Here is a 15,549-nt window from a genome sequence, read left to right as displayed (position 1 = left end):
CCTTATCCCCCCTGCATCGGCGCAACGACTTCGACCCGGTCGCCATCGGCCAGTTTGTGCGCGACGCGCAGGCTGGAAGGAACGAAGTCTTCGTTCACTGCGGTGGCAACGCGGCCAGTGAAGCCGCATTCCTCTAGCAGCTCGGCCAGGGTTTCGGCGCGCACATCCCGCGTCTCGCCATTAAGCACGATCTTCATCGACCATCTCCGTATGTGTGTTGTCCAGCGCCAAATCCGCCACACCCTGCGCCAGAGCCGGGGCGAGCAGATAGCCGTGCCGATAAAGTCCGTTGGCATAGATTGTCCGACCCAAGCGACGGATGCGGGGCAAATTGTCGGGAAAGGCGGGACGCAGATCGACGCCGATTTCCAACACCTCGGCCTCACCAAAGGCCGGGTTCAGGGCATAGGCTGCGCTGAGCAGTTCCAGCATGGATCGGGCCGTGATGCGGCTGCTGTCTTCGCTTTCGATCATGGTCGCGCCCAGCATGTAGATGCCATCGCCCCGGGGCACGATATAAAGCGGCATTCGGGGGTGCAAAAGACGCACGGGGCGTGTCAACTCAACGTCCGGGCAACGCACGACCAGCATCTCACCCTTCACACCCCGAAGATCATGCAGGTATTCGCGTGCGTGCAGTCCGCGACAGTCGATCGCGTGCTCAATTTGTGCAGGGGCCAATTTGCGATGGAATTCCACCCCTTGTTCCTTCAAGCCTCGGTGTAGGTCCTGCAATGCCTGGCGGGGATCAAGGTGGGCTTCCTGGTCAAAGAACAGGCCCTTCCCAAACCCGTGCAAATCAGGCTCTAATTCAGCAATTTTTGCGCGATCGGCTTCCACAAACGCTTCGGTCCGACGCGCAAATCTGCGTAGGTCCGGCAGGTCTCGTGTATTGGCGACAACCAGCGTACCGCACCGCTGTACCTTTGTGCGACCAGCCCACCAATCGATTGCCCGCTGACCCAGTCTCAGCACCGGTTCTTCCGCGTTTTCGTATTCGCACCAGGGTGCCAGCATACCCCCGGCCCACCATGAACACCCGTGCGGGCCTGGCGGGCCGCCGGGATCAAACACCTGCACCTTCGCGCCGCGCGACACCAGTTCGCTGGCGACGGCCAGACCGGCCACCCCGGCTCCTATGACAGACCAGACGGTCACTTGGGCCAGACCTGATGGAAATGATGCACCGGACCGTGCCCAGAACCCACGTTCAGCTCATCTGCGCGTCCAATCGCGCCTTGCAGGTATTCATGCGCCTGCGCAACGGCATCCTGCATCGTCAGACCCTTTGCCAAACCCGCGGCAATCGAGGACGATAAAGTGCATCCAGTCCCATGCGTATTTTTGGTGTTCCGGCGCGGGGCCTGAAACTCTGCCACGATACCCGTCGGATCGATCAGCAAGTCATGGCATACCTCACCCGCACTATGACCGCCTTTCATCAACACAGCGCGCGCACCCAAAGCGCAAAGAGCCTGACCCTGGGCGGCCATCTCATCGGGTGTTTCGGCCTCTTTTGCATCCAACAGGCAAGCAGCTTCGGGCAGATTTGGGGTCAAAACCGCCGCCATCGGCAACAGCACATCGCGCAAGGTCTGGATTGCCTCTTGCGCCAGCAAGGCGTCACCAGACTTGGCGATCATCACCGGGTCCAGAACAATGGGTCGCTGAAAGTCGGCCAACCCGTTTGCGACGGTTTGAATGATCTCAGGTGTTGCCAGCATACCGATCTTGACAGCTTTGACATCCAGATCGCCCAGCACCGCTTGAATTTGCGCCTCGATCACGTCCAGAGGAATACCATGCACCGCTGTTACGGCCTGCGTGTTCTGTGCGGTGACGGCGGTGATCACGCTTGCACCAAAAACACCAAGTGCTGACATGGCCTTCATGTCAGCCTGTATTCCGGCACCGCCGCCGCTGTCAGATCCCGCAATGGTCAAGGCAATTGCAGCCATATCGTCGCTCCATCTTCTTTGGGCAACGATGTAGGAAAACTGTCTGCATTCAAAAGACCGTTCCCTACGCCGGAATTGCCCGGATCAGGTTCGATGGGTTAACGCAGCCACGTCTCTCAGCCCTGCAAATAGGGCACCCCAACGGTTGGGGCAGACAATCTCAGCCACCGACACCGAACGCAAGAGCCAAATGGGCGTTATCGGTCAGCAAACTGGATATATCGCTGGTCCGTTTTGCAACACGCGTAGTGGCGCGGCAGGCGCAAAACACATAAGGCGCGGCACCCTGACTGGGAAACCGCGCCTCATGATCTTTATGGGTGCACCCAGACGGTATTGACGTCTGGTGCAAGTCTATATCAGCTTTTGCCTTTCCAGGGCACCAGAATACGTTCGGCCCAGCGCATCAGCATGTCGATGCCGAAGCCGATGACACCAATCAGGATGATGCCCATGATCACGATGTCGGTATTCTGGAATTTGGAGGCAACCATAATCATCATGCCGGCCCCTTTTTCAGCGGCGACCAGTTCAGCAGCAACAACCGTGCCCCAGCAGACGCCCATCGCAACCCGCGCACCGGTGAAGATCTCGGGCAACGAATTGGGGATGATCACATGGCGCATCACCTGCCACTTTGACGCCCCAAGGGAATAGGCCGCGTGTACCTTCGAGATGTTCACGCCGGACACACCAGAACGGGCCGCAATCGCCATGATCCAGAGCGCAGCCAGGAACAGCAAGATGATCTTGCCTCCCTCACCGATCCCTGCCCAAATGATCACCAGCGGGATCAAAGCCAGCGGCGGAACCGGGCGCATAAACTCGACAATCGGGTCGAACCAGCCACGGAACCAGTTGGACAGACCCATGGCATAGCCCAAGGGAATGCCCACAAGCGATCCCAGTAGGAAGCCCACGATCACGCGGAACAGCGAGTAACCCAGATGCTCCCAAAGGGTGAAATTCCGGAAGCCTTCGCTGGCAATCTCGCCCAAGCGCTCGAAAACGTTTTCCGGTGCGGGCAGCCAGATCGGCTCCATCTGCCAGCCCTTGTCCGGGTCGATGTTGAGCGTGCCGCGCTGCGACATGACCACACGACCGAAATCAGTGTTCACAGAACCACCCGGCTCAATCGACTGACCATTCACGGCAACGATCTTTGCACCTTCGTCACGACCGATCTCATCATTTCGGTCAAGGCGGGCCAACTTACTGCGATAGGCCTGCACCACAACGGCATCGTCCTTGGCGAATCCGTCGCCGGGCGCGACCTCGGGTTCATCCACCGGTGCGTCCGCAGGGTGCACGATCACCGTCACTGAGGCGTCATCGGTCTGACCATCAGCCGTTTCAACAGTGTAGGTGAATGAGCCCTCTCCGACATAAGGACCGGGCGCGTGCAAGAAAGACGGCAACAAGGCCGACCCGGTGAATGCGCCCCAAAGCACGAAGATGGCGATGATCGAGATGATTGATGCCTTACGATCCGAGACAACGGCGCTTTCATCGCCGAAAGTGACCGTCTTAAGTGAGGTGAAATCATGGCGGTCTGTGCCTGCAGTCACCAGTTTGACCACAAAGAAAGCGCCGATAAATATCGCGATATAGATCAGAATGGGGATCATTGCGCTGCCTCCGTCCGACCCATGATTTCTTCTTCCATGTCCCAGATCATGCCCAGGATCTCTTCGCGGTTGGTGGCGAAGTCAGGGTGTTTCTTGACCTCACGCAGATCCTGGTCGACGCCCATATCTGCGAAGGGGAGGCGATATTCCTTGTGAATGCGCCCCGGTCTGGGTGCCATCACGAGCAGACGCTCGCCCAATAGCAGCGCTTCTTCCACCGAGTGGGTGATCAGGATGATTGTCTTGCCGGTCTCTTTCCACAGCTTCAAAACCAGCGATTGCATTTTTTCACGGGTCAGCGCGTCCAGCGCGCCAAGCGGTTCGTCCATCAGGATGACATCGGGGTCATTTGCGAGACACCGCGCCAGCGCCACACGCTGCTGCATCCCGCCAGACAATTCGTAGATAGCCTTTTCCTTGAAGTCCTGAAGCCCCACGACCTCAAGTAGATGATCGACCTCGGCCGCGTATTGCGCTTCCTTCTGCCCCTTCATCCGAGGGCCAAAGCTTACATTATCACGCACGCTCATCCATTCGAACAAAGCGCCCTTCTGAAACACCATGCCACGTTCGGCATCAGGGCCAGTGACCGTGTGGCCATTCATCACGATCTGCCCTTCGGTCGGGGCCAGAAAACCCGCAACGATGTTCAGCAGTGTGGTCTTGCCGCAACCTGAGGGGCCCAGCACGCTCATCAACTCGCCTTCGTTCAGATGCAACGTGACATCCTTCAACGCCTGCACGGCCGTTCCGTTAGGCAGGTCGAAGCGCATGGAGATGTTTTCGATGGATAAACCTGTCATATCCCGCTTTCTGTAGATGAGGGCGCCGCCACAAGCAGGCGGCACGCCCGATTGCCGGGGGAGGATCGGCGGGCGCATGGAAATGCGCCACGCCAAACCTTGTTACTTGCCGTAGGCAATCGTCATCGGCTCGGTGTTGACCGAGTTGGCATAGCTGTCCAGCGCACCGTCGATGCTGCCGGCCTCGACAAACACGTCGGCTACGCCCTTCATGAAGGTCTGCACATTGCCGCCCAGCCATTTCTGCGACAGCTGATCATCCATACTGGGGAAACCCATCGTCCCGATGGCCGCGCGCGCGCCTTCAAGATCCATGCCGGATTCTTTGGCAACAACTTCAAGCATCGCATCACCGCCCGCACCCGAGTTCCAACGCTCATTTGCATCCGCAGTTACCTGAAGGAACTGGGCGACCAGCTCAGGGTTTTCCGAGATAAAGCTTTCCGGGGCCGAGGTCACATCGAACACCAGAATACCCAGTTCTTCCTTCTCGGCACCGGTCAACAGAACGTTGCCGTGCTCTTTCATCCGGGACAGACCGCCGCCATAGCCACACGCGAAATCAACTGCGCCCTGGCTTAGGGCCGCAGCGCCTTCAGGCGGGGCCATGTCGACAACTTCAAGGCTGGCCAATTCGATACCGAAGTGATCCATCTGGCGAAGGAAGCCATAGTGCGCGGCGGTACCCAGTGGCACAGCCACCTTTTTACCTGCCAGCTCGCTGGCGTTTTCCTTATCGATCTCCAGCGCTTCCGACACGACACAGTTGTCGTTCTCAGAATACGTCACAGCGACATCGACCACCTGAATCGCCTGACCAGCGGATGCGGCAACAACGAAAGGCGGAATGCCCTGGCTGACCGCGATCTGCACGTCGCCCGAGGCCATGGCCGCGCTCATCGCAGTGCCGGTTTCAAAGCTCACCCAATTCACCTTGAGGCCAAGTGCCTCGTCATAGGTTCCGTTGGCCTTGGCTTCTAGCATGGGCAGCGGCCATTCCAGGAAGTATGCAACGGTGATTTCGTCCAGGTCCTGCGCAAGCACTGCATGGCTTGTCAACGCAAGCACACTGGTCGCAGCGAGAGTGGCGAGTGTTTTTTTCATGGTATCCTCCGGTTGGGTCACTTTTTTACAGCGCGTTCCGCTGTTTTACTGTGAGAGAGCATTGGGTGCGCCTTACGGTACTGTGCCGTGTATTTTTCTTTTTTGCACGCCGCCAATCAAGAAGCCTCTCATTCTATCGTTGTGCAGAACAGGTGTTCTGAAATAGAACACTAGTGAGTACGCATTCTTTTCGTCAACTGTTTATTCTTCAAGTTTTGCTGTGAGCGTATTCAAAAGTTGAAACGGTTAAAAACTCGTCGTAGTTCTGCAATGCAGTAGATATGGGAGTGGGCATGGCAAGATCGACAGACAGCTCTATCGTCGCAAAGTGCGCTATGATCATGGATGCCCTGACCCACGCAAAAAGACCTATGGGTTTTTCGGATATCGTTGCGCGGACAGGTTTGGTCAAAAGCTCGTGCCACCGCGTACTTGCCGTTCTTCAAAGTGAGCGGATGGTCGAATACGACAAAAGCGGCAGAACCTACAAACCTGGCTCGCGATTTCAGGAATGGGCACGCGCCGGATTTCGACACCCGGATCTTCAGCAGGTTGTCGCAGAACCTGTTGACCGCCTCAGCGAAGCGACAGGATTGAACATTGCGCTGTCTGTTTTGGATGGCGATACCATTTTGTACCTGCGGACAACCAATAATGTTTCGGTTCGGTACGCAGCGCGTGCAGGCGACCACGCACCGCTGCACTGCACAGCCGCAGGCAAAGTTTTCCTTGCGTTTATGCCCGAAAAACAGCGCAATTCCGTGCTCGACTCGGCCGGATTGGAAAAGTTCACCGAATACACAAAGACAAACCTGCCAGAGCTTGAGACCGACTTGGGTGTCGTTCGGAATCAGGGCTATGCGGTTGTCGTGAAAGAGGAATTTCTCCAGGTCATGGGCATGTCCGCTCCTATTTGGAATGATCAGGGCAAAGTCGCCGCCTGTCTTTCTGTTTGGACTTTGACGGCAGACGACACGCCAGAGGAATTGCTTGCCAGCCTTGACTTGCTGAAACAAACCGCTGCCGAGATCTGTAGTCGGATCGGCGGCGAAGCACCCGAAAACTTCCACTTGACGACCTGACGGATGCTATCGAATATTGGAATTATTGTTCCGATATACGAGATTTTTATGTTCGCAACACCACCTGCCATGGCCACGCGGCCGAACTCGCTTTGGGCCAGCACTGCGCCGTCAATGCCCGACAGCCCACAATTGACCGGCGATCTGCACGCGGACGTGTCCATTCTGGGCGCTGGCTTCACCGGTCTGCGCGCAGCATTGGCCTTGGCCGAGGCAGGTACGTCAGCCGTCGTACTCGATGCCGGTGATGTAGGCTGGGGCGCATCGGGGCGCACTGGCGGGCAGGTCAATCCTATGCTGCCTTTCAACTCACCCAAAGACTTACAGCTTATGCTGGGACAGACTTATTTTGAGCGTCTGACCGAAGTGTCTCTGAATTCCGCCGACGAATTGTTCTCGTTGATCGACACCTATCAAATCCCGTGCCAAGCCCGGCAGAAGGGCTGGCTGAGGGTACTGCACAACAACCGGGCCTTGCAAAAGGCCGAGGCGGACGTGAAAGCCTGGAACGAATTTGGCGCAGGAATGGAGCTTCTGCGTGGGGATGATCTGCGAAGCACCTCGGGCACTGCTGCCTATTCCAGTGGTGTCGTGACCCCACGCGGTGGCGCCGTACAGCCAATGATGCTGGCGCGCGGCGTAGCAGGTGCCGCCCAACAACGCGGCGTTTCGATTTTTGGAAACAGCGCTGTCACCTCGATGAACAAGGTCGGCGGTAAGTGGCAACTGCGCACAGATCAGGGTTCGGTCACCTCTGACACTGTGATCGTTGCAACCAACGGCTATACCGGCCCACTGGTGCCGAAACTACCCAACAGCATCATGCCTCTGACCCCGATCCAGATTGCAACAGACCCGTTGCCGGAAGACGTCATTGCTTCGATCCTGCCACAGGGGCACACAATCTCGGACAGCCGACGGATCATCATGTATGCACGGCGAGAGCCAGACAATCGGTTGGTCTACGGTGGGTTGGGCCGCATGGACCGCGCGGGCAACCTGGGCGGTTTCGATTGGCTTCAACGAGACGCCGAACGCGTTTTTCCTCAGGTGAAAGGAGCCAACTGGTCCCATCATTGGGGCGGGCGCATCGCGGTTACCGACGACCACCTGCCTCACCTGCATGAACCGCAGCCGGGCCTTTTAATCGGGCTAGGCTACAACGGGCGCGGCGTTGCAATGTCACATGTGATGGGCCGCGTTCTAGCCGAGCGTGCCCTGGGCGCTGACTCTGAATCTCTGACCTTTCCAACAACACCGGTGCGGGCCATGTCCTATCGCCCGTTCAAGATTGCAGGTCTGGGAACGGCGATCTGGTCGATGCGTTTCATGGATTGGCTGGAAACCAGATAGTGCCAAACGAAGCCATGTCGTTTTGATTTTTACAACGGTCAAAACGTAAAAGAGGCGGCAATCGCCGCCTCAGTCTTAGCCTTTCATTCCGTCCCAGAAGGATTTGACGGAAGAGAAAAAGCTTTTGGATTCCGGGTGGTTGTCTTCACCCAGGTCCTCAAACTCGCGCAGCAGCTCTTTCTGACGACTGGTCAGGTTGACCGGAGTTTCCACCGCCAGTTCGATGAACATATCACCAACGCCACCACCACGCAGGGCGGGCATGCCTTTGCCACGCAGGCGCATCTGGCGACCTGACTGACTGCCGGCTGGAATCTGGACACGGCCCCGTCCACCATCAATGGTCGGAACTTCGATCGAACCGCCCAGCGCGGCCTTGGCCATGCTAACCGGAACCCGGCAATAAAGGTTTACGCTGTCGCGTTCGAACAGTTTGTGGTCGGAGACCTCGACAAAGATATAGAGATCGCCCGGAGGACCGCCGCGCATCCCAGCTTCGCCCTCGCCAGCCAGCCGAATCCGTGTTCCGGTTTCAACACCAGCTGGGATATTGACGGACAAAGCACGATCTTTTTCGACACGGCCGGAACCCTGGCAGGATTTGCAGGGGTTCTTGATGATCTGACCCAGCCCAGAACAGGTCGGGCAGGTGCGTTCAACCGTAAAGAAGCCCTGTTGCGCCCGCACTTTGCCCATGCCCGAACAAGTGGGGCAGGTTGTGGGTTCAACGCCACCTTCAGCGCCGGTTCCGTCACAGGACGAACAGGCCACGGCGGTGGGGACGTTAATGGTTTTCTGCAGGCCCGAGAACGCCTCTTCCAGCGACACGCGCAGGTTATAGCGCAGGTCCGAGCCGCGCGCGGCGCGACGGCCGCCGCCTCCTCCGCGTTGACCGCCCATGAAGTCGCCGAACAGGTCATCGAACACATCCGAGAACGCGCTGGAGAAATCGCCCTGACCAAAGCCGCCGCCAGGACGCCCGCCGCCACCCATACCGTTTTCAAAGGCTGCGTGGCCAAAACGGTCGTAGGCCGCCTTGCGTTCGGCGTCTTTCAGAACGTCATAGGCTTCGTTCGCTTCCTTGAACTGCGCCTCGGCATCCGGGTTGTCCTTGTTACGGTCGGGATGCAATTCTTTGGCTTTCTTGCGAAAACCCTTTTTGATCTCGTCCGCCGATGCACCTTTGGCTACGCCGAGCACATCGTAATAGTCGCGTTTTGACATCAGTGTTTCCTTCTGCCTCAACGTAATCGGGCCGGCCCGGCAACCGGACCGGCCCGAATTGGCCCGGTTACCCGTTAGTTACGCTTGTCGTTGTCCAGATCTTCGAACTCGGCATCGACAATGTCATCGTCACCCGGTGCGGCGTCGGCTGCTGCGGGCTCTTCTTCGCCTTCTTCGGCTTGCGCCTTATAGATGGCTTCGCCCAGCTTCATGGCCGCTTCGGTGACGTTCTGGATGCCCGACTTGATCTTGTCGGCATTCTCGGTCTCCAGCTCGTCCTTCAAAGCGGCGATCGCCAGCTCGATGGCTTCGATGGTGGTCGGGTCGACCTTGTCGGAATGCTCTTCCATCGACTTCTCGGTCGAGTGGATAAGGCTTTCCGCCTGGTTCTTGGCGTCGACCAGTTCGCGGCGTTCCTTGTCGGCTTCCGCGTTCTCTTCGGCGTCCTTGACCATCTTTTCGATGTCCTCGTCGGACAGACCGCCCGAAGCCTGGATGGTGATCTTCTGCTCTTTGCCGGTGCCTTTGTCTTTGGCCGAAACCGAGACAATGCCGTTGGCGTCGATGTCAAACGTCACCTCGATCTGAGGCATACCGCGCGGTGCGGGCGGGATGTCTTCAAGGTTGAACTGACCCAGGATCTTGTTGTCCGCAGCCATTTCACGCTCACCCTGGAACACGCGGATGGTCACGGCATTCTGGTTGTCCTCGGCGGTCGAGAAGACCTGAGACTTCTTGGTCGGGATCGTGGTGTTGCGGTCGATCAGACGGGTGAACACGCCACCCAGAGTTTCGATGCCCAGCGACAGCGGGGTCACGTCAAGCAGAACAACGTCTTTAACGTCGCCTTGCAGAACACCGGCCTGAATGGCGGCGCCCATAGCAACCACTTCGTCCGGGTTCACACCCTTGTGCGGCTCTTTCCCGAAGAATTTGGTGACCTCTTCGATCACTTTCGGCATCCGGGTCATACCACCAACCAGAACAACTTCGTCCACGTCAGCAGCCGACAGACCGGCGTCTTTCAGAGCGGCAGCGCAAGGCTTCATCGACTTTTTGATCAGGTCCGACACCAGCGATTCCAGCTTGGCACGGGTCAGTTTCATGACCATGTGCAGCGGCTGACCGTTCGAACCCATCGAGATGAACGGCTGGTTGATTTCGGTCTGCGAGGTCGAAGACAGCTCGATCTTGGCTTTTTCAGCGGCCTCTTTCAGACGCTGCAGGGCCATCTTGTCTTGGGACAGATCGACGCCGTGTTCCTTTTTGAACTCATCCGCCAGGTAGTTGACGATGCGCATGTCAAAGTCTTCACCACCCAGGAAGGTGTCACCGTTGGTCGATTTGACCTCGAACAGGCCGTCATCGATTTCCAGGATGGTCACGTCGAAGGTACCACCACCAAGGTCATAAACCGCGATGGTTTGGGTTTCTTCCTTGTCCAGACCATAGGCCAGAGCAGCCGCTGTCGGTTCGTTGATGATCCGCAGCACTTCCAGACCGGCGATTTTACCGGCGTCTTTGGTGGCCTGACGCTGTGCGTCGTTGAAGTAGGCCGGTACGGTGATGACTGCTTGTGTGACTTCTTCACCCAGATAGCTCTCGGCGGTTTCCTTCATCTTGCCCAGAGTGAAGGCCGAGATCTGGCTTGGGGAGTACTTTTCACCGCGGGCCTCGACCCACGCGTCACCATTGCCGCCATCAACGATGGCGTACGGCACCATTTTCTTGTCTTTTTCGACTTCTGCATCATCCACACGACGGCCGATCAGACGCTTGACGCCAAAGATCGTGTTGTCGGGGTTGGTGACCGCCTGACGCTTTGCAGGCTGACCGACCAGTCGCTCATCTTCGGTGAAGGCGACGATCGAGGGCGTGGTCCGCGCCCCTTCTGCGTTTTCGATGACCTTCGGCTGCGAGCCGTCCATGATGGCCACACACGAGTTGGTGGTTCCGAGGTCAATCCCGATGACTTTTCCCATTTTTGCAATCCCTTTCTCTTCAAGGCGATGTCCCGAGAACCGGACCCGTTACGGCATCCCGTCCCCGATCTGATGTGCGCGACAGCACTACCATCGCGCGTCCCGGCGTATATAAGGGCGAGACCAAGGGCCTGCAAGCACCGTAAAAGGCAGGTTTTCGGGAATCTGTGGCCTTTTTTGGCAAGGATTTGGAAAGGATTGGGGTTTCCGGAATGGCGCGGCTGATTTTGCGGGGGTTCGACATCAGAAAAGGCCATCTGGATCCTGCCACCCAGACGCAGGTCATCGCTGATCTGCGGCCGATTCTGAAATCCGCGCCCTTGTTTCGCCCCGTCACGCCTTCGGGCAAAGAGATGTCGGTGCGTATGACCTCGGCCGGGGATTTGGGTTGGGTGACAGACAAGGCAGGCTACCGTTATCAGGAACAGCATCCCAAGGGCGGAGTTTGGCCCGGCATTCCCAACAGTATTTTGGGTATCTGGCATGACTTGGTCAGCACGGAACATGAGCCGGATTGCTGTTTGGTCAATTATTATGGCGAAGGCGCAAAGATGGGCCTGCATCAGGACAAGGACGAGGCTGATTTTTCCTGGCCCGTGTTGTCAATTTCTCTGGGCGATGACGCCCTGTTTCGCATTGGCAACACCACCCGTGGCGGCAAGACCGAGTCGATCTGGCTCAGCTCGGGGGATGTGGTCGTTATGGGTGGGTCCGCACGGTTGGCATATCACGGGGTGGACCGGATCAGATTCGGATCGTCGCGCCTGTTGCCTAAGGGCGGGCGGATCAATCTGACACTGCGGGTGGCGCGTTAACGGCGGGCATTCCAGCTTTGCGAAACATGCTGGCGCGTAAAGAACTCACCCATCAATCCGATCATCAACAAGGCGATCCCGACCCAAAGCGCGTATTCCCAACTGGTGTTGCGGGGGAAATAGTTCTGAAAAATGAAACCGCGGCACTGATCAATGATGTGAAAAAGCGGATTCCAGGCGAACATCATCAACAACCATCCGCCCATCGTGTTTGCGACAAACATTTTACCGGAAAACACCATGTTCATTCGGCGGTAAATGTTTGACAGCATAGCAACGGTTGTCGGGAACCAGGGTTTGATCGCCATGAACACAAGCCCGATCGCGCATCCGGTGAACCAGGCCAGTAAAACCATCCCAAAGGCACCACCGGGATTCTCAATGTCCAAAGGGGCGACTGCAACATTGTAAATGAACAGAAGGACGCACATGGCCATCACCTGTTTGTACAGCGTGCCGAAAGCCGCCGCCAGGATAAGGACCATCGCATTCATTGGTGAATGCAGCGTCATTGGGTTGTTGGCCGAACCAACCCCGGAAATCGACCCAATCGACTGGATATGCATCATAAACGGAAGGACGCCGGACAGGATATACAGCAGGAATTCACCCCTGATCTTGGCTATGCCACCCCGACCCAGCAATGTCATGAGCAGGTAGAACACCATGCACATCACCACCAGTTGTATGACGTTAATCAAAATGGCGATAACCGCATTCGGGTGCTGTGCCCGCACATTTCTGACAACAGCATGGAACACAAGCTCAGCAGTTGTGAACGCGCCGCCCAGCAGCGATTGATTGCGCTTGAAGTAAAACACTCGAAGGTCTTTCCTGCCTCGTCGCCCTCAATCTGGCATGAATATCTTGCCGTTCCGTAACCGCCACATCATAAGTCGGTCATGAGTTTGGATCAACAAACCACAGGAACGGAGCATTTTTGTGACCTATGACGCGCTTATCCCAGTCATCCGACGTCTTGCCCTTCAGGCGGGTGATAAGATCATGGAGATTTATGAGGCAGATGATTTCGATGTCAAAGTCAAATCTGACTCCAGCCCAGTAACCGAGGCAGATGAGGCTGCAGACGCATTGATTTCCGCCGGTTTGCGCGCAGCTTTCCCGGATATTCTGCTGGTCACTGAAGAACAGGCGGCTTCGCATTCGGAAAAAGGTGATACGTTCCTGATAGTTGATCCGCTGGACGGCACCAAAGAATTCATCAACCGCCGTGGCGACTTTACCGTCAACATTGCGCTGGTCGAAAACGGAACACCAACGCGAGGTGTTGTTTATGCCCCAGCTCGCGGTCGTATGTTCTACACACAAGCAGATGGCCGTTCGGTCGAGGAAACCGGCGCGTTTGACAAGGACACACCTGGTGATTTGACGAATATTTCAGTCTCTAAACCAGACAATTCGGCGCTTTTGGTCGTGGCTTCGAAATCCCACAGGGATCAGGCGACCGAGGATTACATCAGCAAATACCAAGCCAAAGACAGCAAAAGCGCAGGGTCTTCCCTCAAGTTCTGTCTGGTGGCCACCGGTGAAGCGGATATCTACCCTCGTGTCGGTCGCACAATGGAATGGGATACAGCGGCAGGTCACGCGGTTCTGGCCGGGGCCGGTGGCCAGGTGGTGCGTTTTGACGACCATTCGCCGCTGCTCTATGGCAAAGAAGGCTATGCCAACCCGTTTTTTATCGCCTACGCTCCGGGTGTTGAACTAAAGGAAGCCTGATGTCTGTTCTGATTGCCATCCCCGCCCGCTATGCCTCGACCCGCTATCCGGGCAAGCCGTTGGTGCCGCTATCTGGTGCCACAGGCACTGCGATGACGCTGATCGAACGGTCCTGGCGCGCAGCCAAGTCTGTCTCGGGCGTTGATCGGGTGGTCGTTGCAACGGATGACGATCGTATCCGCGAGGTCTCGGAAGGGTTTGGGGCCGAAGTGGTGATGACTTCGGAAAGCTGTCAGAACGGCACCGAACGCTGCGCCGAAGCGCATGAGGTTCTGGGGGCTGGGTATGATATGGTGGTCAACCTTCAGGGCGACGCGCCACTGACGCCACACTGGTTTGTAGAAGACCTGATCGCGGGCCTGCGCGCGGCGCCGGATGCTGGTGTGGCCACGCCTGTGCTGCGCTGTGACGGCGACGCGCTGAACAGTTTGCTGAACGACCGAAAGCATGACCGTGTCGGAGGAACCACCGCTGTGTTCGGTCGCGATCACAGCGCGATGTATTTCTCGAAAGAGGTCGTGCCGTTTACCTCGCAGACCTATGCAGGCGACGAGCCGACCCCGGTGTTTCATCACGTGGGTGTATATGCTTATCGGCCCGATGCGCTTGCCGCATATCCAGGCTGGCCCACCGGCCCGCTGGAGCAATTGGAAGGCCTGGAGCAGCTTCGGTTCATGGAGAACGGCCGCAAGGTACTGTGCGTCGAAGTCGAGGCCAAGGGCCGCCAGTTCTGGGAACTGAACAACCCGCAGGATGTCCCAAAAATCGAAGAGATGATGGCGGCGATGGGGTTGGAATAACCGATTTTCCCCATGACATCCGGCGGTGCTCAAATTTTAAGTATAGTTAACTCGTTTTAAAGGACGCATCATGACAACTATCCTTGTTACTGGCGGTGCAGGGTATATCGGCTCGCACGCGTGCAAAGCGCTGGCGCAAGCGGGTTATGTGCCTGTGACATATGACAATCTGGTCACGGGTTGGCAGGATGCGGTGAAATACGGCCCTTTCGAGCAGGGCGACCTGCTGGACCGCGCGCGTCTGGACGAGGTGTTTGCCAAACACCAACCGGCAGCCGTGATGCATTTTGCGGCCCTAAGCCAGGTGGGCGACGCGATGAAGCAGCCCGGATTGTACTGGTCAAACAACGTCACCGGTTCGTTGACCTTGATCGAAGCTGCGGTTGCAGCCGGGTGTTTGAATTTTGTGTTCTCGTCCACATGCGCCACCTATGGTGAACATGACAACGTGGTTCTGGATGAATCCACCGCGCAGTATCCACTGAATGCCTATGGTGCATCGAAACGTGCAATCGAAGATATCCTGAAAGATTTCGAAGCGGCCCACGGCCTGCGCCACGTCATTTTCCGCTATTTCAACGTTGCCGGGGCAGACCCTGACGGAGACGTTGGTGAATTCCACCAGCCCGAAACGCACCTGATCCCTCTGATGCTGGATGCGATCGACGGCAAACGCGAAGGCCTGACCGTCTTTGGGACCGACTATGACACCCCCGACGGCACATGTATCCGCGACTATGTACATGTCTGCGATCTGGTCGACGCGCATGTTCTGGGGCTGGAATGGCTGGAACAAGGCAAGGAAAGCCGTGTTTTCAATCTGGGCACCGGATCAGGATTTTCCGTGTTGGAGGTAATCGAGCAATCCAAATCCGTTACCAACCGCCCTGTGCCTTATTCAACCGGGCCTCGTCGGGCAGGCGATTGTACCAAGCTGGTCTCGGGCTCTGTTCGGGCTGAAACTGAACTGGGATGGATGCCAAAACGCTCCACGTTAGAGACAATGATAGCGGATGCCTGGCGCTGGCATCAGAACGGCCACTACGAGAAATGAGGCTAA

15 protein-coding genes and 1 riboswitch are annotated in these 15,549 nt (G+C 57.1%); of the genes, 6 read left to right on the top strand and 9 right to left on the bottom strand.

Annotated features, from left to right (window positions below; translation table 11 throughout):
• Nucleotides 1–2: 2 nt before the first annotated feature.
• From thiS to GOV89_RS07440, 6 genes are all read right to left on the bottom strand, one after another.
• A complete protein-coding gene (gene thiS, locus GOV89_RS07465) occupies nucleotides 3–197 on the bottom strand; it encodes a sulfur carrier protein ThiS (protein WP_171178577.1) in 195 nt (64 codons plus the stop codon).
• Nucleotides 181–1,158 (bottom strand): glycine oxidase ThiO, encoded by a 978-nt coding sequence (gene thiO / locus GOV89_RS07460; protein WP_171178579.1) that lies wholly within the window; start codon nucleotides 1,156–1,158, stop codon nucleotides 181–183. The genes thiS and thiO overlap by 17 nt, the downstream gene beginning before the upstream one ends.
• Nucleotides 1,155–1,958, bottom strand: coding sequence for a bifunctional hydroxymethylpyrimidine kinase/phosphomethylpyrimidine kinase (thiD, locus tag GOV89_RS07455; protein WP_171178581.1), 804 nt, complete (start codon nucleotides 1,956–1,958; stop codon nucleotides 1,155–1,157). The genes thiO and thiD overlap by 4 nt, the downstream gene beginning before the upstream one ends.
• Before the next feature lie 44 nt (nucleotides 1,959–2,002).
• A riboswitch (TPP riboswitch) is annotated at nucleotides 2,003–2,109 on the bottom strand.
• A 208-nt stretch (nucleotides 2,110–2,317) separates the two neighbouring features.
• Nucleotides 2,318–3,586: an ABC transporter permease subunit gene (locus GOV89_RS07450; RefSeq protein WP_171178583.1), complete on the bottom strand. Its 1,269-nt coding sequence runs from the start codon at nucleotides 3,584–3,586 to the stop codon at nucleotides 2,318–2,320.
• Nucleotides 3,583–4,389 (bottom strand): taurine ABC transporter ATP-binding protein, encoded by an 807-nt coding sequence (locus tag GOV89_RS07445; protein WP_171092888.1) that lies wholly within the window; start codon nucleotides 4,387–4,389, stop codon nucleotides 3,583–3,585. Before GOV89_RS07445 ends, GOV89_RS07450 begins: the two co-directional genes overlap by 4 nt.
• A 102-nt stretch (nucleotides 4,390–4,491) precedes the next feature.
• A complete protein-coding gene (locus GOV89_RS07440) occupies nucleotides 4,492–5,493 on the bottom strand; it encodes an ABC transporter substrate-binding protein (protein ID WP_171237901.1) in 1,002 nt (333 codons plus the stop codon).
• 293 nt (nucleotides 5,494–5,786) lie between these two features.
• On the opposite strand from GOV89_RS07440, the gene GOV89_RS07435 reads away from it, so the two are divergent.
• Together GOV89_RS07435 and GOV89_RS07430 are read left to right on the top strand one after the other, a co-directional pair.
• A complete protein-coding gene (locus GOV89_RS07435) occupies nucleotides 5,787–6,575 on the top strand; it encodes an IclR family transcriptional regulator (RefSeq protein ID WP_245222876.1) in 789 nt (262 codons plus the stop codon).
• 48 nt (nucleotides 6,576–6,623) lie between these two features.
• On the top strand, nucleotides 6,624–7,928 hold the full coding sequence (locus GOV89_RS07430; protein ID WP_171237900.1) for an FAD-binding oxidoreductase: 1,305 nt from the start codon (nucleotides 6,624–6,626) through the stop codon (nucleotides 7,926–7,928).
• Between the two features lie 75 nt (nucleotides 7,929–8,003).
• On the opposite strand, the gene dnaJ is transcribed toward GOV89_RS07430, so the two are convergent.
• Both dnaJ and dnaK read right to left on the bottom strand, forming a co-directional pair.
• On the bottom strand, nucleotides 8,004–9,152 hold the full coding sequence (gene dnaJ / locus GOV89_RS07425) for a molecular chaperone DnaJ (protein ID WP_171178591.1): 1,149 nt from the start codon (nucleotides 9,150–9,152) through the stop codon (nucleotides 8,004–8,006).
• Between the two features lie 74 nt (nucleotides 9,153–9,226).
• On the bottom strand, nucleotides 9,227–11,134 hold the full coding sequence (gene dnaK / locus GOV89_RS07420; RefSeq protein ID WP_171178593.1) for a molecular chaperone DnaK: 1,908 nt from the start codon (nucleotides 11,132–11,134) through the stop codon (nucleotides 9,227–9,229).
• Nucleotides 11,135–11,346: 212 nt separating this feature from the next.
• Here dnaK and GOV89_RS07415 point away from each other — a divergent pair, with 212 nt between their 5' ends.
• Nucleotides 11,347–11,949, top strand: coding sequence for an alpha-ketoglutarate-dependent dioxygenase AlkB (locus GOV89_RS07415; protein WP_171178596.1), 603 nt, complete (start codon nucleotides 11,347–11,349; stop codon nucleotides 11,947–11,949).
• Here the strand turns inward: GOV89_RS07415 and GOV89_RS07410 are convergent.
• Complete coding sequence (locus tag GOV89_RS07410; RefSeq protein WP_171178597.1) at nucleotides 11,946–12,770, bottom strand: ABC transporter permease; 825 nt, start codon at nucleotides 12,768–12,770, stop codon at nucleotides 11,946–11,948. The two genes, GOV89_RS07415 and GOV89_RS07410, sit on opposite strands and share 4 nt — an antisense overlap.
• 121 nt (nucleotides 12,771–12,891) lie before the next feature.
• On the opposite strand from GOV89_RS07410, the gene cysQ reads away from it, so the two are divergent.
• The 3 genes from cysQ (at nucleotide 12,892) to galE (ending at nucleotide 15,543) form a co-directional block, all read left to right on the top strand.
• The gene (gene cysQ / locus GOV89_RS07405; protein ID WP_171178599.1) at nucleotides 12,892–13,689 is read left to right on the top strand and encodes a 3'(2'),5'-bisphosphate nucleotidase CysQ; all 798 of its coding nucleotides are present in this window, start codon (nucleotides 12,892–12,894) and stop codon (nucleotides 13,687–13,689) included.
• Nucleotides 13,689–14,489 (top strand): manno-octulosonate cytidylyltransferase, encoded by an 801-nt coding sequence (locus GOV89_RS07400; RefSeq protein ID WP_171178601.1) that lies wholly within the window; start codon nucleotides 13,689–13,691, stop codon nucleotides 14,487–14,489. The genes cysQ and GOV89_RS07400 overlap by 1 nt, the downstream gene beginning before the upstream one ends.
• A 70-nt stretch (nucleotides 14,490–14,559) precedes the next feature.
• Nucleotides 14,560–15,543 (top strand): UDP-glucose 4-epimerase GalE, encoded by a 984-nt coding sequence (gene galE, locus GOV89_RS07395; protein ID WP_171178603.1) that lies wholly within the window; start codon nucleotides 14,560–14,562, stop codon nucleotides 15,541–15,543.
• The last annotated feature ends 6 nt before the right edge of the window (nucleotides 15,544–15,549 follow it).

Origin of the sequence: Ruegeria sp. HKCCA5763 (genome assembly GCF_013034545.1) — a bacterium.
Taxonomy (GTDB): domain Bacteria; phylum Pseudomonadota; class Alphaproteobacteria; order Rhodobacterales; family Rhodobacteraceae; genus Ruegeria.
Note: the sequence above shows the minus strand (reverse complement) of the source record. Positions and strands in the feature narration are given on the sequence as shown.